The 17,967-nt window shown below is 42.9% G+C and carries 14 protein-coding genes and 1 pseudogene; 6 read left to right on the top strand and 9 right to left on the bottom strand.

Translation table 11 applies throughout. The annotated features are described in order from the left end of the window. Positions 1 to 69 precede the first annotated feature (69 nt). Positions 70 to 711, top strand: coding sequence for a DsbA family oxidoreductase (locus tag QQK21_RS08405; RefSeq protein ID WP_284191764.1), 642 nt, complete (start codon positions 70 to 72; stop codon positions 709 to 711). A 4-nt stretch (positions 712 to 715) separates the two neighbouring features. Here QQK21_RS08405 and QQK21_RS08410 read toward each other — a convergent pair whose 3' ends face one another. Then, the gene (locus tag QQK21_RS08410; protein ID WP_284191750.1) at positions 716 to 1,612 is read right to left on the bottom strand and encodes a DUF808 domain-containing protein; all 897 of its coding nucleotides are present in this window, start codon (positions 1,610 to 1,612) and stop codon (positions 716 to 718) included. A gap of 181 nt (positions 1,613 to 1,793) precedes the next feature. Between QQK21_RS08410 and QQK21_RS08415 the strand changes: the two genes are divergently transcribed. Then, positions 1,794 to 2,714 (top strand): M14 family metallopeptidase, encoded by a 921-nt coding sequence (locus tag QQK21_RS08415; RefSeq protein WP_284191751.1) that lies wholly within the window; start codon positions 1,794 to 1,796, stop codon positions 2,712 to 2,714. A gap of 21 nt (positions 2,715 to 2,735) precedes the next feature. On the opposite strand, the gene QQK21_RS08420 is transcribed toward QQK21_RS08415, so the two are convergent. Together QQK21_RS08420 and QQK21_RS08425 are read right to left on the bottom strand one after the other, a co-directional pair. Further along, positions 2,736 to 3,524: an AraC family transcriptional regulator gene (locus tag QQK21_RS08420; protein WP_284191752.1), complete on the bottom strand. Its 789-nt coding sequence runs from the start codon at positions 3,522 to 3,524 to the stop codon at positions 2,736 to 2,738. Positions 3,525 to 3,735: 211 nt separating this feature from the next. Continuing rightward, complete coding sequence (locus QQK21_RS08425) at positions 3,736 to 4,536, bottom strand: PilZ domain-containing protein (RefSeq protein WP_284191753.1); 801 nt, start codon at positions 4,534 to 4,536, stop codon at positions 3,736 to 3,738. A gap of 268 nt (positions 4,537 to 4,804) precedes the next feature. Here QQK21_RS08425 and QQK21_RS08430 point away from each other — a divergent pair, with 268 nt between their 5' ends. Next, positions 4,805 to 7,123 carry a methyl-accepting chemotaxis protein gene (locus QQK21_RS08430; protein ID WP_284191754.1) on the top strand — a complete coding sequence of 773 codons (2,319 nt, stop codon included), beginning with the start codon at positions 4,805 to 4,807 and terminating at the stop codon, positions 7,121 to 7,123. A gap of 97 nt (positions 7,124 to 7,220) precedes the next feature. Here the strand turns inward: QQK21_RS08430 and QQK21_RS08435 are convergent, their stop codons facing one another. Next, the gene (locus QQK21_RS08435; protein WP_284191755.1) at positions 7,221 to 8,474 is read right to left on the bottom strand and encodes an EAL and HDOD domain-containing protein; all 1,254 of its coding nucleotides are present in this window, start codon (positions 8,472 to 8,474) and stop codon (positions 7,221 to 7,223) included. Between the two features lie 301 nt (positions 8,475 to 8,775). Between QQK21_RS08435 and QQK21_RS08440 the strand changes: the two genes are divergently transcribed. Next, positions 8,776 to 9,540: a DeoR/GlpR family transcriptional regulator gene (locus QQK21_RS08440; protein WP_284191756.1), complete on the top strand. Its 765-nt coding sequence runs from the start codon at positions 8,776 to 8,778 to the stop codon at positions 9,538 to 9,540. A gap of 58 nt (positions 9,541 to 9,598) precedes the next feature. On the opposite strand, the gene QQK21_RS08445 is transcribed toward QQK21_RS08440, so the two are convergent. Next, on the bottom strand, positions 9,599 to 11,416 hold the full coding sequence (locus QQK21_RS08445; RefSeq protein WP_284191757.1) for a hybrid-cluster NAD(P)-dependent oxidoreductase: 1,818 nt from the start codon (positions 11,414 to 11,416) through the stop codon (positions 9,599 to 9,601). A gap of 259 nt (positions 11,417 to 11,675) precedes the next feature. On the opposite strand from QQK21_RS08445, the gene pyrC reads away from it, so the two are divergent. After that, complete coding sequence (pyrC, locus tag QQK21_RS08450) at positions 11,676 to 12,704, top strand: dihydroorotase (protein WP_284191758.1); 1,029 nt, start codon at positions 11,676 to 11,678, stop codon at positions 12,702 to 12,704. A 52-nt stretch (positions 12,705 to 12,756) separates the two neighbouring features. Here the strand turns inward: pyrC and QQK21_RS08455 are convergent, their stop codons facing one another. From QQK21_RS08455 to QQK21_RS08470, 4 genes are all read right to left on the bottom strand, one after another. Next, positions 12,757 to 14,193 (bottom strand): PepSY-associated TM helix domain-containing protein, encoded by a 1,437-nt coding sequence (locus QQK21_RS08455; protein WP_284191759.1) that lies wholly within the window; start codon positions 14,191 to 14,193, stop codon positions 12,757 to 12,759. A 95-nt stretch (positions 14,194 to 14,288) separates the two neighbouring features. Continuing rightward, the gene (locus QQK21_RS08460) at positions 14,289 to 14,642 is read right to left on the bottom strand and encodes a hypothetical protein (RefSeq protein WP_284191765.1); all 354 of its coding nucleotides are present in this window, start codon (positions 14,640 to 14,642) and stop codon (positions 14,289 to 14,291) included. 55 nt (positions 14,643 to 14,697) lie between these two features. Beyond that, entirely contained in the window at positions 14,698 to 15,081 is a 384-nt protein-coding gene (locus tag QQK21_RS08465) for a cytochrome b562 (protein WP_284191760.1), read from the bottom strand. A 51-nt stretch (positions 15,082 to 15,132) separates the two neighbouring features. Beyond that, positions 15,133 to 15,582 carry an SRPBCC family protein gene (locus QQK21_RS08470; protein ID WP_284191761.1) on the bottom strand — a complete coding sequence of 150 codons (450 nt, stop codon included), beginning with the start codon at positions 15,580 to 15,582 and terminating at the stop codon, positions 15,133 to 15,135. Positions 15,583 to 15,749: 167 nt separating this feature from the next. Here QQK21_RS08470 and QQK21_RS08475 point away from each other — a divergent pair. Then, a pseudogene (locus tag QQK21_RS08475) lies at positions 15,750 to 17,912 on the top strand (HD domain-containing phosphohydrolase); the annotation flags it as partial. Positions 17,913 to 17,967: the final 55 nt, after the last annotated feature.

The following is a 17,967-nucleotide window of genomic DNA, read 5'->3' on the forward strand; positions in this document are numbered from 1 at the left end:
GGCTTGGTCAAACACAAGATAAAGGTATGTTTTGCTGTTTACCGAGCGAGGAATGAGTATACAAAAATGATGAAAAGTATCCGCATAGACCTCGTATCTGATTTAGTCTGCCCATGGTGTATCATCGGCTACAAAAATCTCGAATACGCACTGTTAACGTTGTCTGATAGCCTCAAAGCTGAGATCTATTGGCATCCTTTCGAACTCAATCCGATGATGAAACCAGACGGCCAAAACCTCAGAGAGCATATTGCAGAAAAATATGGTACCTCTCTCGACGCGAGTATAGCGGCGAGACAAACCATTACCGAGCTGGGTCTGGGCTTGGGTTTTAAGTTTAACTTTTCAGATGATATGAAGATTTACAATACTCGCAAAGCCCACCAACTTCTACTTTGGTCTCAATCCTACAATCTGCAGCTAGAATTAGAAATTGCATTATTTCGCGCATACTTCACTCATGGCCGAGATATCAGTGACTCAGGCGTTTTGCTAAGCATCACGGACTCCATTGGCCTTGAAAGAAGCTTGTGTGAACAGATACTTGATGATGAAAGCTGGGCTGAAGCCGTCTCCTCGACCGAATATCAATGGCTTGAAGCCGGTATTGATTCAGTCCCAACTATGATCATCAACAAAAAGCACCTAATTTCAGGCGCTCAGCCGACCGAAATTTTGGTCGACACCCTTTTAGACATTGCAGAGCTATAAGACTCTATGCTCTGTGGCGAATTTTCTCTATACCTGTCCAGACACCAAGTACGATAATCCCTGCCAACATACCTATCAGGCCATTTAAGAGTGTAGGAATTAGAGCACTCACTAATGGTAAATTCGGCAAATTCATAACCACGGGCTCTAACCAATGATGAATCGCTGGAACATTGTGTACCACAATGCCTCCCCCAACTAAGAACATAGCCGCCGTGCCAACTACGGCAAGGCATTTCATTAACTTGGGAGCAAAGGTAATTAGGCTCTGACCAAACCACGCTCTTATTCCCTTTCCTTGAGAAACGCGATTGAGATAAAACCCTAGGTCATCGAGTTTAACAATACCCGCTACCAAACCGTAGACGCCAATCGTCATAAGTACGGCGATAAAGCTAACGACCAGGATTTGTGTCGTCATCGAGTGTCCTTGCACTGTGCCCAAGGCAATAACAATGATTTCAGCCGATAGGATGAAATCGGTACGCACTGCGCCTGCTATCTTGCGCTTCTCATATTCATCAATCGGTCCTGTTAGCTCCTCATCTTCGTCCATTTGCTCGGCATGAAATAAGTTTTCAGCAATTTTTTCTGCACCTTCAAAACAAAGAAACAGCCCACCGATCAATAGCAAAGGCATAATCAGCCACGGAGCAATCGAGCTAATAATTAAAGCTGTAGGTACCAAGATTAACTTGTTACGAAACGATCCTTTAGCCACACTGAGCACTATCGGGATCTCTCTCTCAGCGGCAACACCTGATACTTGCTGAGCATTTAAAGCCAAATCATCTCCCAGCACTCCTGCCGTCTTTTTTGCTGCAACCTTTGACATCAAAGCGACATCATCCAGTACAGAAGCAATATCATCCAACAAGGTTAATAAGCTCGCGCCAGCCATAAGGGTCTCTTCAAATATAATGATATGTCGTTAAATGTATCACTTAGACTTTAATACTCAAACTCAATTCCTGTTATAAATACGTTTATCTTAATATTATCCTACGAAGCTATTGCCATTGCTTCCGACAACAAGACATTTTATCCTGTACGCATATCGCGCCAAGGACACAGGAACAGCTATGAATACAAGGGAATTATATCCAATCGGAACCGCGGGCAAAAAATGGCAAGAGGCCGAGTGCAAGGCTTGGCGGGAACAAACCTCAATAAAGCGCGACTACCACGATGAAGTAGTCACTAAAGTTCAAGCGCTTGCGAGTCGATTTACCGTCGAACAATACGGCACATTATCCTACGACGCCAAACAATATCCCTTGTTTTATGTAAAGAGTCATAACTGGAGCGTGAACAAACCCGTGGTACTCATTACTGGCGGAGTACATGGTTATGAGACCAGTGGTGTTCACGGAGCCCTCCAATTTATTGACACGGAAATGGAAAACTATAGCCAGTATTTCAATATCATTGTCGTTCCTTGCGTCAGTCCATGGGGTTACGAGACTATTAACCGATGGAATCCGCTTGCAATCGATCCAAACCGTTCATTTTATCCAAATAGTCCTGCACAAGAGTCTGCCAATCTCATCCGTTTAGTCGATTCAATTGAGCAACCCATCCTAGTTCACTTCGATTTGCATGAGACGACTGATACAGATGAAACTGAATTTAGGCCAGCTTTAGCAGCACGCGACGGAGTCAACTTCATACCAGGAACCATTCCAGATGGATTTTATACCGTTGGCAACAGTGAAAATCCCCAGCCTGAATTTCAAACAGCGGTGATTCAATCCGTGAGCCGTGTCATGCATATTGCACCACAAGATGACCAAGGCGAAATCATTGGCTCGCCAGTTGTTCAAGAAGGAGTGATCAATTATCCCATGGTAAAACTTGGCCTGTGCGGCGGCATGACCCAGTGTGTCTATGGAACAACAACCGAAGTTTACCCTGACAGCCCAAACGTTACCGCAGAGCAGTGTAACCAAGCTCAAGTTGCCGCGATAGTCGGTGGATTGGACTATGTTCTTACCGTACTCTAGTCAAGGAGTGATGACAGTAGATCAACGAAGTTTACTTTTATACTGCTCAGGTGTGTGTCCAGCGTACTTTTTGAACATTGCAATAAATGGGCTGGCTTGGCGATAACCTAAGGTTAACGCTACTTCCTTTACTGAATGGCCCTTTCTAAGCAGTTCCATCGAGTAGAGATAACGTACTCTTAATCTCCACTCGGTGAAACTCATACCCAGCTCAGACTGACAATGTCTTGCTAGCGTTCTCTCTGTGGTATGAACTTTTTCGGCCCACTTTGCAAGGCTGGTATTGTCCAGTGGATTCTCTTCGACCGCGGCCAATATCTGAGCCAAATATTTATTGTCGGACGACGGCAAAAAGTGGTGCTGAATATCTCGAGTCGCCAACTGGTCGAGTAATACCTGAACCAACCTCTTATCTTGTACACTGTGAGCAATACTAACCTTTCTGCTTCTAAAATCATCAATAATCGAAGAGACAATTGGCGTAATCTTTATCAGACTCGTACAAGACGGAAAATGGGCCGTTAATTGCTGCGCGATATTTAATGAGCAGTACGATAAAGGTTTACGATTATAGCTGGTGTGCATGACCCCAGCTGGAACCCATATTGCAAGATGAGGCGGGGCAAGAAACCGTGTACCCTGTGCCTCCATTTCAAGAATACCACCACTAATCAACTGAACTTGTCCCCAAGGATGGCTATGATTTCTCGTTTCTGTATTCGATAGAAAAGCTTCGAAGTTCATGAATACATCCGAAGGTGCTCGATCAATGGGTAACGACGGATGACGGTGTTTGACCGACTTTCTCACGATTTTAACCTAACGATGAAGTGACGTTTATAAGATATTTATCATTATAAAGACACACATCAACTCGCGTAAAGCCAAAAATAGTATAAAGAATATTTAAAACTCAATAGGAGCGCGTGAATCACACCTTTATTTGGTTTACATATGTAAACACCGAGATATCAGTCATTTTAATAATACTACATACGCGCTGATCAATCATGCCACAAGCTTAAAGTGTAAATTTATGTTGCAGCGCGCAAAAGTCTAAACTTTCAATCAGACTGCCAACAGCTTGCAAACTTTGCTGTTCAAATTGAACACCATATTTATAGTAACGCCCTATTTTCGATACATTTTTTACTACGGCCTGAAGCGTGCCTTCGACAGCCTGTACTTCTTGGTTTGAACTGCAAATATTGAGATTTATCGACGACCCAATCCGATAACTTGCGCAATCTCTATCCACAACAATCAAACACCCTTGTTGAGAAATATCTCTTATTTGGCACGAGTACTTTTTATCCGAAGGGTCAAGAATGCCTACCAAATTGATTTCGAGCCGCGCACTTTCACGTAACCCAACTACAACTTGTGTTGCAGAAGGCAAAGTCACGAGTAACAGCTCGGTATTTCTGCCGCTGACAACATATTCAATTTTTGACTTAAAATACACTCTAGCCCCTTCCCCCTTAGAAGAGATCACACAAGCTTGTAGAGGATAACCTTGGCGCATAAACACCAATTTTTCTCGCGGCGAAACCACTGGCATCTCCATGAGAAGGATACTTTGTGAATGCAGCCCTATGTATTTCGTACGGCACTTAAGAATTTTTCCGGTTGGCGTGGACACAACACATGCAACATCACAAAGTGGCATCACACTATCAAAAGCATCCTCCCCGTAACGAATTGAACTTGAGGTATCTACCGTTGAGCGCTCAAACTCGTTTAGCTTTTCCGAGGAAGAGTTGGCTACTTCAGATCTTGGCTCTTGTTGGCTATCTGCCTCTTTTTGTTCCGTAGTATTCATCGCTGTACTTCCACAGAAATTTGTTTTTGTCCTTCAATTATAGTATGAAATGAAATTCATATTTACATGTGAATTTGGATCAAAATAAAAAATATCGGTAAGTGAAACTCATCGCTAAACCCCAGTTACTTAAAACCTCCTTCTAAAACGAATCCAACATCTCATTTTTTAACGAAAATTTTTGTGTTCGACATTCAATATGAAACTTGACGCCTATATTTCTTTTAATGCTCTGATAAACCCATGATCAGAAAAATGGAGATTTACGATGTCACTAAGGCTAAGGTTCATACTCGCTATACTGGGTGCAATTGCTCTTTCTCTTGGAGCAAGCACCTCGATCAGTAGCTATTTATCGATGGAAGAAATGCGTTCAGTGTTGCTCAAACAATCGAAGGACAAGTTAACGGCAACAAAAGAGCTCGTTCGAGCAGAAGTAGAAGGCTATTTCTCCGACATTGAAGGAAAAATCGTCTCTCTCGCTAACAACGTAGCGACAAAAGAAGCAGCCGTTGATTTTGCCGAGGCATTCTCAGAATACGAACCAATAAGAAAGGTGACATCTTCAGAGCTTAAGTCCAAGGTTAATGATTATTATACCAAGGAGTTTGCTGCCCAATATAACCAGTTAAATCAAGATAGAGCTAACGTCAATAACATGTTCTCAAGCCTCTCTGATTTGACCTACAACATGCAATTTGACTTTATTGCCAACAACCCAAACCCACTTGGTAATAAAGATAAACTGACCCTGTTGGAAAACTCCTCCAAGTATGCTCGAGAGCATGAGCATTACCATGACTCGTTTCGTCAGTTCCTACAGACATTTGGTTTCTATGACATATTTATTGTAGATCCTAAAAGTGGCTATGTGGTTTACACCGTCTTTAAGGAGCTCGATTTTGCAACAAATTTAAAAACAGGCCCCTATGCCAGCTCAGGGCTAGGGCAAGCATTCAAACAAGCGCTATCCCTCGACAAAGGCCAAGTCTTTCTAACTGATTTTGCCTCATACTTACCCTCTTACAACGCGCCTGCAAGCTTTATGTCCACCCCAATTTTTGATCAAGGTAACTTGGTTGGTGTACTGATATTCCAAATGCCCATTGATAAACTCAATCAAATCATGACGCAAAACGGCCAGTGGCAAAGTCGAGGATTTGGGAGTTCAGGAGAAATTTATCTCGTTGGCTCAGATGGTACTTTGCGCAATGAAAGTCGATTTTTTGTTGAAGACAAAAGCGGCTATCTAGATACTCTTCGTAGCAAAGGAGTTTCCGCAGCTAAAGATATAGAGCTGAAAAACACCAGTATTTCGTTACAGCCAGTGAATACTCGCGGTGTCACAGAAGCACTAAGAGGCGTCAGCAGCTTCGACATATTCAATGATTACCGAGGCATACCTGTACTCTCTGCTTATGGGCCAGTGAAAGTGCCTAATCAAACTTGGGCCATCCTGTCTGAAGTTGACGAGCAAGAAGCCTTTGCCCCAACAAAACTGCTCGGTGACTACATTGTCTCTGCTGGCGTAGCAACCACAGTTGTTATGATCATCATATTCTTGGCCATATCCATTGCTTTGGTGACATACTTGCTCAAGCCACTGGATGCACTTAGACGGGAATTTAGTCAACTCAACTCAGGCGATGCGGATCTCAGTACAACACTTAAGATGTCCAATATTCCTGAGTTTGACTCAGTCATAACCAATGTGAACGCTTTTATTGAACAGATAAAACTCATTATTGACTCGGTAAAAGCAAGTACTAGTGTCATCACACATTCAAGTAAACAACTGAGTAAAATTACAGACAATTCCTACAAGGCTGCAGAAGATCAAACCTCCCAAGCTAAGGGTGTAACCGATTCCATGGTTCAGTTTAATGAGGCGCTACAGGAAGTGTCTCAAAGCAGTACGGCCGCATCCGACTATACTCGTGAATGCCGTGAAACTGCCCTAGTCAATTCGGAACAGGCGCAGAAAGCCGCCCAATTTGTCGAACAAACCGGTAAGGAAGTCAAAGCTTCCGCAGAAACCCTCTCTGAATTGCAAAATGAAGTCGAGAGCATCAATAATATTCTTAAAATAATCACTGGCATTGCTGAGCAAACCAATTTGCTTGCGCTCAACGCGGCCATTGAAGCAGCTCGAGCAGGGGAAAGTGGACGCGGATTTGCGGTTGTGGCCGATGAAGTACGCCAGCTTGCGACCAAAACACAGAACAGCACGGTCGACATACAAAGCAATATTACTCGCTTGTCAGAAGTCACCCGTACAACGGTGAGTTCAATGGAGAGAAGCAATCTTTCCGCTCAAGAAGGTATCAATCTTGTTAACGATGTGAGTAACAATTTGCGGGATTTAAGCTCCAAAATTGATGAGCTGGCAACAATTAACGCCACCGTCGCCGCAGCGACTGAAGAGCAGAAAGTCAGCTGTGATGAAATCAATAGAAACATCGCAAGTGTAAAAGATTCATCGGGTGATCTAAGAAATGCGTCTGAAGAAATTGACTGTGCTGCGCTCGGGCTGGCTGAAGTGTCTGGCAGCCTACAAGAGTTAGTCAACCGCTTCAAGGTCGCATAACCCTTTCAGCAATAGAAATTCATTACAGATAAAAAGCTCACTTAATGGTTAAGTGAGCTTTTATTGTTGTTAACGACCCATAGATCAGAGTATTTTTTCACGCGGCAAAGTCATTAATCCAAGTGTTTGCTTCGTCTAAGCATGCCATGATGGTTTCATCATCAAGCGATGTCTTAGATTGTAATTGCCTGAGAGCATTCCAATCGGACGTTTCTGTCGCTTCTACGATCAACAATAAATCTCCCAGTGCACCTTCTTTACTGACTAGTGCAGAAACAATTGAATCTGAGAGCGTGAGTGATGCAAGCACATCTTTTAATGCCATATCGAGTAAACCTTCTATCAGCGACAACATGCCGCACAAATACGCCGACTCTGATACCGACGGGAGTTTCATATGTTGAGCAAGGCACTCCATAAGTTTGGCCCGCATGAGTAAGTTTCTAAGCAAAATAGAAGGCTTACTTGGAGAAAGCGCTGAAGCCATTGTATAAGTTACGTATTTGCGTACCCTATCCCCTCCAAGGTATGAGAGCGCTTGCTGAGTGCTTTCAATTTTTGAGCTGACTCTTGAGTCGCTATTAACAAATTTGAGTAATTGAACAGATAACACAGGGTTACGGCCAACAACTTGATTCACCTTGACAAGATCGATATCTCTTTTGGCGACCAAAGCAGACAACTTAAATATATCCATAGCAGACGCTGATAGTTTTTGCGTTTTGATTACCTCGGGCTTTTGAAAGAAATAGCCCTGAAATAGATGAAAACCGCATTTTTGTGCTTGGATAAACTCTTTATGATCTTCGACTTTTTCTGCGATAAATTGGATATCCGTATTTTTAAAATCTCTGATAATACTCGCACATTCTTTAAACGACAGTTCCCTCACATCGAGCTTAATATAGTCAACTAATGGATAAAAACGACCCCATTCAGGCGCTGGAACAAAGTCATCCAATGCTACAAGGTAATTCTTTGCTTTCAAGTTAGAGATGGCATCAAAGAGTTCTTGAGTTGGAGCACAGGTTTCTAATACTTCAACCACAATGTCATCGGGAGAAAAATCAAACGGCAGGCCTTCTATTAAGTCAATATATTCAAAATTAACAAATCCCTTTTTTTCACTCAGGTTACGCTTTTGCAACGTGAGGAATTGTTCCGATAACAAGCGCATAGTTGCCCTTTTTTCAAAAGGAGAATTAAACGCATTAATGTCACCTTCTCGGTACAAAAGTTCGAAGGCAAACAGTTCTTTGTTCACATCAATGATAGGCTGCCTCGCAACAACCGACACCTTATTTGCAACCGACACCTTATTGGGCCGAGTATTCGTAGTTATCTGATTCATAGCATTACCTGACGCTGGTTAATCGATGTCATACAAACACCGTGTATTTGTTGTTATATCTACAGTGTAGTCGAGTATTCGTTCTCCAAATGGAGGAGATGACAAACTTTGATCCTAAAAAAGCGCCACGAGTAACAAATCAAAAAGTCTATATTAAATTGGGTAACATTGACTGAGTGAACATTGACTGAGTGAACATGTCAGTCAAATCTGTCCATTCGAACATTAACGCGCATAATACATTGCTTTCATTGCTACAAGACGTAAAATTGCCCCATTCCCTCACACAAGGACATTGTTAGTGAAAGCCATTAAACGTCATCAAGAAATCATCGAACTTGTGCAGACGCAAGGTTTTGTCAGCACAGATGAGTTGGTTGAGCGTTTCAACGTCAGCCCTCAAACCATTCGCCGAGATCTTAATGAGTTGGCGGATGAAAATAAGATTCGCAGAAATCATGGTGGTGCCACCATCACGTCAAGTGCAGAAAACTCTTCTTATCAAACCCGCCAAATCGCTTATCAAAAAGAAAAAGCGCAGATCGCGTTTGAACTGGTGAAACACATTCCTGATTGCGCAACTCTATTTATCGATATAGGAACGACACCTGAAGCAATAGCTCGTGCGCTATTGAGCAACCACCACCACTTACGTATCGTCACTAACAATATTAATGTCGCGACAATTTTGATGTCCAAACCAGACTTCAAGGTAATTTTGGCTGGGGGAGAAGTGAGAGGTAAAGACGGCGGAGTAACAGGCGAAGCAACGCTTGATTTTATTTCTCAGTTTAGACTCGACTTTGGCATATTAGGTATTTCAGGTATTGATTATGATGGCTCCTTACTTGACTTCGATTACCACGAAGTGCGAGTCAAACGCGCCATTATAGAAAATAGTCGCTCGGTTCTCCTTGGTGTCGATCACAGTAAGTTTGGCCGTAACGCTATGGTAAAACTGGGCACTATTGCCGACGTTGACCTGATTATCACAGACAGAAAAGCGCCCAAAGAAATTGAAAGCTACGCCAAAGATAACGACACAACGCTCCAAGTTGTCATATAACAAACTAAAAACGGTAGAACGCTTCAAAGCGCTCTACCCAGTTTAAGTTCTAAACAACTTAACTAGAAACTTCAACATCCGTCTCAGGCACACAGCAACATGCGAGTGCAATCCCCATGTTTCGCTCAGTATCTTGCAAGCCTGGAACGTCAGGTTGGTGTACCTTGCCTGACTGAATCGTCACTTTACAAGCACCGCATAGCCCAGCACGACAACTATTTGCAATATTGATTCCTGCCTCTTCGGCTTGCTCCAACAGTGGTTTTTGATTATCGCCTTTAAAAGCCTGCCCATTGACCGTCAATTGAAGTGACTTAAATGGTTTCAAACTGATTTGTGATACACCAAACGCTTCTTGATGATAGTGTTCTTCAGGTAAACCTTTTTTCAGCAATAGTTTCTTTGCCTTTTGCATAAACCCATCAGGGCCGCAGACAAATACCTGCCTGTTCTCTACCTCTTTTACTTGTTTGAGATGCGACAAAGTTAAACGCCCTTTTAAACCAAGCCACTCAACAGGGGGTTGAGATAAGGAAATCAATACTCTGAGTCCTGGGTGCTTACGCTTAAAGTCATCAAGTTCTTCTTTGCATGGAATGTCCTCAACACTTCTACACTGATGGTAGAAGAACACGTCATCCGCTTGGTTATTGTCGGATAGGTATCTAAGCATCGACAACATAGGTGTCACACCGCTTCCTGCTGACAACAATAAAATGGGTTTATCAAACTGATCATCAAGGTGGAAACTACCTTGTGGAGACTCACACACCAAAGTATCACCCACATGCAAATGGTCATGGAGCCAATTAGAGACTCTGCCATCATTGATACGTTTGACTGAAATCGCCAACCTTCCTGGTCGTGATGGGCTAGAAGACAATGTATAGCGCCTCGCGACACGTTCATCGCCTATTTTTATAGAAATTGGTAAATGTTGTCCGGGTAAGTATTTGGGTGCTATCCCAGCTTCTGGCTCCAACCAAAAGGTGACAAAATCTCGTGCCAAAGGCTCTTTTTCAACGCAGGTCATGCCAAGTTGCGTAGGAGAATTATCTTGGTAAAACTCTTTTTCTTTGTACTCCAAAACCTCAACAACATCACCCTGTCGAATCATACCTTCGTTTTTTGCCACTAAGTTTTGTCCAAAGAAGACACCTCCTCGCTCATTTGCTCGAAATTGAGACAAGGTTTTTAGTGGTTCTTTGGTTTCTCTCAACTCACCTTTACTCACATCGACTGTAGTCATAATACAGCGCTCACAAGGTTTTACCGCTTCAAACTCTACATCACCGATACGGATGCGCTTCCAACTGTCTTCCTCAAAAGGCTCGGTTGTTGATACCACAAGGTTCGAGCGAAATTGATCCATAGAATGCTGCTGGGGACTCCGACGATTAAGCTCGTCGAGCGAACCCTGACCAATCACAAGCATAGGATAACCATCGGCAAAGCTGACATTGTGTCCTACTTTCTCAGGTATTCGATTTGATTGTTCACCACTAAAAAGCAGCTCAACTCTCAAATTCAAGACATCACTAAACCAATCATTTGCTTGATCTGTTGTCGTGTATGCGATGAAGCTGTCTTTCCAAACCTGAGCGGGTGTTTCTTGCATTTTAAACTCAGCATATCGCAGTTTAAGCGGTGACTTACCTTCTGCGATAAAGATTAAACCATCAGCGGTCAAACTCGATTGTATGGTCACCATTTGAGGATATTTACGTGCTGTGATCATAGAGCCGTCGGATAACGCCAGCATAAAACGGCGATCAAACATAAGGCCTTGCTTTTCTACCCAACAATTGGACTGTGTGATGCCGCCTAATGATTTGACAGGATAAACATTAATTTGAGAAAGACTTGGTGCCGACATTACAATCCCTAATGATTTTAATTGTTTTCGCTATTATACCTAAGTCTTGCAAAATATTTTATCTCGATGTTGATATTAATAAATAACTAACAATATGCGTCTCTTTACCTCGTAAATTCAATGGCTATGCAGAAAAAACAGATGCAATTACGACTGCTTTGCTCTATCATCCTGTCGCCTATACGTAAGCGTTTGCCTTCACATTTACAACGCTCGTCTAGGCTCCAATCAGACAACTAAAATTATGGTGGGAGCAACAATGACAACACTTACGATCACTCGTCCCGATGACTGGCACGTACACTTACGCGATGGCGATGTCTTACCGGACACCGTACGAGATATAAGTCGCTATAATGGTCGAGCTCTTATCATGCCCAATACCATCCCACCCGTGACCAATACTGAAATGGCCATTGCCTATCAACAGCGAATCATGGCTCAAAAGCCAAGCCATCAATTCAAACCCATGATGGCGCTGTATCTGACAGATAATACGTCTGCCGATGAAATAAAAAAAGCTAAAGCAAGTGGGCAAATCGTCGCAGCAAAATTATATCCAGCAGGGGCGACAACCAATTCAGATTCTGGCGTTACCTCTGCAAAAAATATCTACCCCGTGCTTGAAGCAATGCAAGAAGTCGGGATGTTGCTGCTGGTTCACGGAGAAGTCACTCACCATGATGTCGACATTTTTGACCGTGAAAAAGAATTTCTTGATTCCGTTCTTTCTCCGATCGTGAATGACTTCCCCAATCTAAAAATTGTTTTGGAACATATTACAACAGCAGATGCAGTGGATTTCGTAAACAAGGCCGGTGACAACGTGGCTGCAACCATTACTGCCCATCACCTTCTCTACAATCGCAATCACATGCTTGTGGGAGGGATTAAACCCCATTTCTACTGCTTACCTATTTTAAAGCGCAATACCCACCAAGCGGCTCTAATTGCCGCAGCGACCAGTAGCAGTAAGAAATTCTTCTTAGGCACAGATTCGGCTCCACACGCCAAAGGCATGAAAGAGTCGGCATGTGGTTGTGCGGGCTCTTATACGGCACATGCGGCACTAGAACTGTACGCAGAAGTATTTGAGCAAGCCGGTAAGTTAGAGAATTTGGAAGCCTTCGCTAGCCATAATGGACCAGACTTCTATGGTCTTGCGCGAAACTCAGACACAGTAACACTCATAAAAGAAGAGTGGCATGTACCAGAGTCAATGCCGTTTGGTAACGATGTTGTTGTCCCCATCCGGGCCGGTGAAACGATCAATTGGAAAGTTCAATAATTTATATGGAGAAGGCCACCCATTTGAGTGGCCTTTTCTATTGTTGAACGGCCTATCTTCGAGGTTTGAACATCAACCAGTCAGCCAAACCAAAAAGCACAAGTGCGACTGAAGCCAAAGGGAAACACACAGCAACCACAAATAATCCTGCAATACCCGCTTTCCATAAACCTTCACTTTCAAAATGAGGTGGAATGCCGATACGAGTTTTTCCAGACGGTCTTCTAATCCACCACATGAGCATCCCTGAAAGCGAAATCAGCACAAAAACCAAGCAGAAAACGGCATTTAACGCCTTATTAAACACACTGACATCTCCTTGGTGAAGGGATATACCAGCCGCCATCAATTTAGCCAACACAGTGTAGTCATCCCAAGTAACATCCACTAAAACATCACCTGTGTATTGATCAATATGCGTGGTTTTGTCCAAACGTGGGTCGGTAATGTCCCCGCCCATTGAATTGGCTGCTAATGTATATACTCCTTTCTCAGATTGTGGCAAAAACAACTTATACTGCGTAAATCCAAGCCCTCTAGCCTGTTTAACAATAGAATCTATGTTTATATTGTTTTGCGTCGCAACGTAACCTTTGTCTGTCTCTGAAGAGGTATACGCGCCATGAATATGCTGGTTCGACTCGGGTAAAACGGACTGTTCAAGGTTCCAAGGTAACTCTTTTTCACTGCCGTGGTTGAGATCTGCATGTGTCAAATGTGACTCGGGTTTGTCTCCCCATGTGTAATACACTGGAAAGGTATTCCAAGCCTGTACTAACTTCCCACCCCACACACTTGTCCAAGCAAGACCTGACAGTAAAAAGAGCAGCAAAACGATAGAAAATAGCGCCGCAAAATTTGCGTGCAAATCTCTCATAAACAAACGGGTATTCGAAAAGCGCAGTTTTAAAAAGCCCGCTATACTCGCATGGTCCCTCGGCCACCAAAGATACAAACCTGTACCAATCAGCAAAATGCTAAGACTTGCTGCTATCTCAATTAAGTAGTCACCCCATTGCCCCAGAAGCAGGGTGCCATGAATATCATTGGCAAGCTGGTACCAACTGTCACTTCGATCAATTTCACCCAGTATGTCACCGGTATATTGATTGATGGTCACCAATACAGAGCGTCCGTCCGCTAGACGAACATCGAATTTATTTGCCCGATCAATCGCTTTAGAAGGTATGAACTGGGTGACAGTACCATGAGGATACATGGTCTGAACTTTGTCCAATTGTATTGAAACTGGAAGTGTCATCGCTTCGGGCATCACCACCAATTCATCTTGGTAAGTTATCATTTCAATTTCATCATCAAATAGCATAACTAACCCAGTGATGCTTAGCATGAGAATGAATGGAATAACGTATAAGCCAGCATAAAAATGCCATCGCCAAATCATAAAATAGCGAGCTTTTATTTTCGTCTTGTCTGTGATTGAGCTCGACGCTTCCTTAGGTGGAGTCTGAGTTTGACTACCCAACATTTTACTTTCCTTTTGAGTGTGCACAGCAAAGCCCTTAAGATATTTCTAAGTACCTCGTCAGTGCGAAATTTATCATTGAGTTTGAGTTGTTTGGTTTACACTAAGGAAACGGGTGGAGCTCTTGGAAATGCGCTGAGATAGCGTGTGTTTAGCGCCACATAAACGTACCAATCATTGCTTACATATTCAATGCGTAATAAGCGATGTGGTATGGGAAGAGCATCGTGATGGAAGCAAGAAAAATGACCAAATGGGCAAGCCTTAGCATGTTGCGCTGCGGGCTTTCCTTCGTCGATTTGAACAAGCTTAAAGCCGTTGAGTGTGCATAAGCTAGCCCAAACTCCAGCATTTGGACCATGAGCATTAATCACTGGCATCAGAGCAACCAGCGCCCAACAAAGGGCACTGATCGTTAGCATTGTCCGGTTAAATCTTGTTCGCCGAAGCATCATTACTCTTGGTCAGTTCGTTCCGTGATTTTAGCTAATCATAGTGTGAATGGTGCTAACCAAATAGCCGAGTCCAGATGCTTGGATTGCGTTTATCATGATACTCAATACGAAGCTCGTCGACGTGACGCAGTGATTCTTTAGCCGAGACAAGATCTCCAGCATCAAGTTGTGATTCAATGTTATCTAAAGCCACAGAGAGTTTGCTAAAGCCCTCAAGATAGGTGTCAAACTTTTCTGGTGGGTAATCTCCTCGCTTAGCCTCTTCAACTAGCTGTGACAGCTTTTCCACCGGGACTCTCATATCTGGGACACTTGTCGCTTGAGAAGCTTGCTTAAATTCGACTTTCATTTGTTTCATAGTGGCTTTCAAGTCAAAATCTGATGCCAAAGCTTGAATTGAAAGGAACAAAGTCAAGGCAAAAATTGCTTTTTTCATTGTATTTATCTTCGTTGGTTAATGTGCGGTACAAACCCGCACTTTACCAGACTAAAGATCTTGCTGCTCGCATATTACCTTTATCAATGGAAAAGCTTTTTTCCATCCATCATCAAGCATGTCCACAAAATCAGGATGCGTATCAATCATTACTTTCAGTGTCACAGATTCTGGATTAGACGTAAGCTCATAGCGCTCCTTCGTCCCAATCCACTTCTGCGCCGTATCACTGTCGATATCTCGAACATGTTCTGGATTGGAAATGGCAACATGAGTGTATTGAATTTCTCTCAATTTCTCTATCTTGTCGATGACGGCACGAGTACCACCAAGATCAGGGTCAAAGAAACAAATACTGTTCCCCTCTTCCCACTCACCTTCAAATTGAGACCGTGGGGAAAAAGCTTTCGCCCATTGTTGATACAAATGCTTGTCTGTTAGTACATGCCAGACGACCTCTACGGTCGCCAATATTTCAACTTGATACGTCCGAGTTAACATCTCATTGCTTCCATATGACTATTTCAATACTAGTTATAGTCGATATAGCAAGAATTTAATTTGAAAATCATCAAACTAAGGACACGAATGTTAAGTCATTAATCTTTACTTTGGCATGATTGGTATATTGGTCGATACTTACTGATAAGCAACTAAATGGTAATCAAATGAAGAAACGCCACTATTCTCTGAGCATCCATATCACAAGCTTGTTTCTCGTACTGACCACTTTGGTCGGTATCGTTCTTATCGCCATTAGTTATCATCATTCTCAAGAGCTGTTAGCGGTAAGCGCTAAGGAACTGAGCAATGAAAACAGTCGCAAACTTGAATCGACCTTTAAAGTACGTGCAGGTCCGATTCTCACTACCCTTGACTTTATGGCGCTCAACGCTGTGGTTAAAGGGCGCGAGCCCCCTGTAAAAGCGAAGCGTTTCTTAGCGTCTACCAATCTTATCTTCGAACGAAACCAAGGCCTAGTTGCTCTATTTTATGGCAATGAACATGGTGAGTTTATCATGCTTAGGCCACTGCATGACGAATCATCGCGCCAAAGATTTGAAGCCCCACCAGACGCTAGGATGATGATTAACTTTACAAAAGCTGAAGGACTAAATGAATTTCATTTTCTTGACCACGATTACAAACGGGTAGGCTACAAAAAAACTAACGATAATAAATTCGATCCCAGAATCAGGCCTTGGTATATCAATGCACAAGCAGACGGAGAAATTCGCTTAACAGAGCCCTACTTCTTTTATTTTTTGAAAACAAACGGCGTGACACTGTCACGAAGATCAACTGATGGTCAGGAGGTTGTCGCAGCAGATTTCACTCTTGCTTCATTGTCCGACCAAATCGCTGAGCTAAGCCCATCCAAAACGACTCAAGTCGCGTTGTTCGATACTCAATTTAGACTGTTAGCCCAACATCAAACCCAAATAGACCTAGAGCAAGATGCAGAGTCTATCCAGCAAGCGGTCAAAGAGAGTTTATTTGAGCCAATTCTTAACCGCCATAGTACTCAAACCCTTTATGAAGTCATTGAACGTGGTGGAAAGAGTTGGTCGGTCACCTTAACGCCAGTGTGGTTGAATGAACATGTCCGGCTTCTTCTTGCTGAAGCCGTGCCACAAGAAGAATTACTCGGTGATTTGTTGTCAATGCGCAACCGACAAATAACGGTCGCCGTGACAATGCTTGCAATTAGCTTTGCAACCGTTTGGTTAGTTGCAACTAAACTGGCTACGCCATTGCAAAATTTAGTCCAGCTCACAGATAACATCGCGCGCTTTGATTTTAAAAAAACGCGCTATCCGAAAAGCCTTATACGTGAAGTTTCTAACTTAACAGAATCAATCGAGCTAATGGAACACACCTTGCACGATCTGTTGAGATTGCTACGTGAAACAGCAAGCAACAAAGACTTTTCCGTTCTGGCCAAAACCATCACTCATCAGAGTTATTTGGTTACTCGCGCTGAAACTATCGTGCTCTTTTCCGTACAAGAAGAAAATGACAACCACTTTGAGATCATCGCCAATCACGCCATTATTCCTTTTAAAATAGATATCAACGAATTTCTTAAAGAAACCGCGTGGCTTGAAAAAGATCTCCGTCAAGGTGAAATTGTTCATCTAAACCGCAGTGACAACTCTTTAAACCGATATATAGACATCGTTTACAACTCGGATATTTATTTCTTTCCTTTGCTTAATCGAGAGTCTCAGCTTGTCGGTGTGTTGCTCCTTGGTTATGAGAGGGCAATCACTCAAGAGCAGAGTGACAAACATGCTTTCTTAAAAGAGCTATTGAGCTTTGCCGAGATTGCCAAAGAAAACATCCATCAAATGCAGCAACAAAAAGATATGATGAATGCTTTTATCGAGCTTATTGCTTCCGCGATTGATACCAAGTCACCTTACACAGGAAGCCATTGCCAACGTGTGCCGGAACTCACTCAAATGTTAACTAACGTAGCCCACAAAGATAAAGGCTACTTCCCACAATTTTCCATGAGTGAGGAGCAATGGGAAGAACTTAAATTGGCCGCTTGGCTCCATGATTGTGGTAAGGTCACAACGCCAGAATACGTCATAGACAAAGCCACTAAACTCGAAACCATTTACGATCGCATACACGAAGTCAGAATGCGCTTCGAACTTCTCAAAGTTCAAGCAGAGTCCGATTACTGGCAAGGACTGTACAAGGGGGGGAATGAAGCCGATTTAAAAGCAACACTCCAAGACACGCAGCACGCTCTCGATGAAGAGTTCCAGTTTATTGCTGACTGCAATATTGGTAGTGAACAAATGGACGAGGATGTCATTACTGAGGGATCTTGACGGGATAAATACCATTCGACTCTGTCGTATCCTTACATTC

This window comes from Vibrio zhanjiangensis (genome assembly GCF_030161235.1).
In the GTDB taxonomy this organism is placed as follows: domain Bacteria; phylum Pseudomonadota; class Gammaproteobacteria; order Enterobacterales; family Vibrionaceae; genus Vibrio; species Vibrio zhanjiangensis.

Excerpts from the sequence above, each read along its gene's own strand:
- pyrC (WP_284191758.1), top strand. The coding sequence starts at position 11,676 with ATGACAACACTTACGATCACTCGTCCCGATGACTGGCACGTACACTTA.
- QQK21_RS08410 (WP_284191750.1), bottom strand. The coding sequence starts at position 1,612 with ATGGCTGGCGCGAGCTTATTAACCTTGTTGGATGATATTGCTTCTGTA.
- QQK21_RS08405 (WP_284191764.1), top strand. The coding sequence starts at position 70 with ATGAAAAGTATCCGCATAGACCTCGTATCTGATTTAGTCTGCCCATGG.
- QQK21_RS08465 (WP_284191760.1), bottom strand. The coding sequence starts at position 15,081 with ATGAAAAAAGCAATTTTTGCCTTGACTTTGTTCCTTTCAATTCAAGCT.
- QQK21_RS08460 (WP_284191765.1), bottom strand. The coding sequence starts at position 14,642 with ATGCTTCGGCGAACAAGATTTAACCGGACAATGCTAACGATCAGTGCC.
- QQK21_RS08425 (WP_284191753.1), bottom strand. The coding sequence starts at position 4,536 with ATGAATACTACGGAACAAAAAGAGGCAGATAGCCAACAAGAGCCAAGA.
- QQK21_RS08455 (WP_284191759.1), bottom strand. The coding sequence starts at position 14,193 with ATGTTGGGTAGTCAAACTCAGACTCCACCTAAGGAAGCGTCGAGCTCA.
- QQK21_RS08470 (WP_284191761.1), bottom strand. The coding sequence starts at position 15,582 with ATGTTAACTCGGACGTATCAAGTTGAAATATTGGCGACCGTAGAGGTC.
- QQK21_RS08445 (WP_284191757.1), bottom strand. The coding sequence starts at position 11,416 with ATGTCGGCACCAAGTCTTTCTCAAATTAATGTTTATCCTGTCAAATCA.
- QQK21_RS08430 (WP_284191754.1), top strand. The coding sequence starts at position 4,805 with ATGTCACTAAGGCTAAGGTTCATACTCGCTATACTGGGTGCAATTGCT.
- QQK21_RS08415 (WP_284191751.1), top strand. The coding sequence starts at position 1,794 with ATGAATACAAGGGAATTATATCCAATCGGAACCGCGGGCAAAAAATGG.
- QQK21_RS08435 (WP_284191755.1), bottom strand. The coding sequence starts at position 8,474 with ATGAATCAGATAACTACGAATACTCGGCCCAATAAGGTGTCGGTTGCA.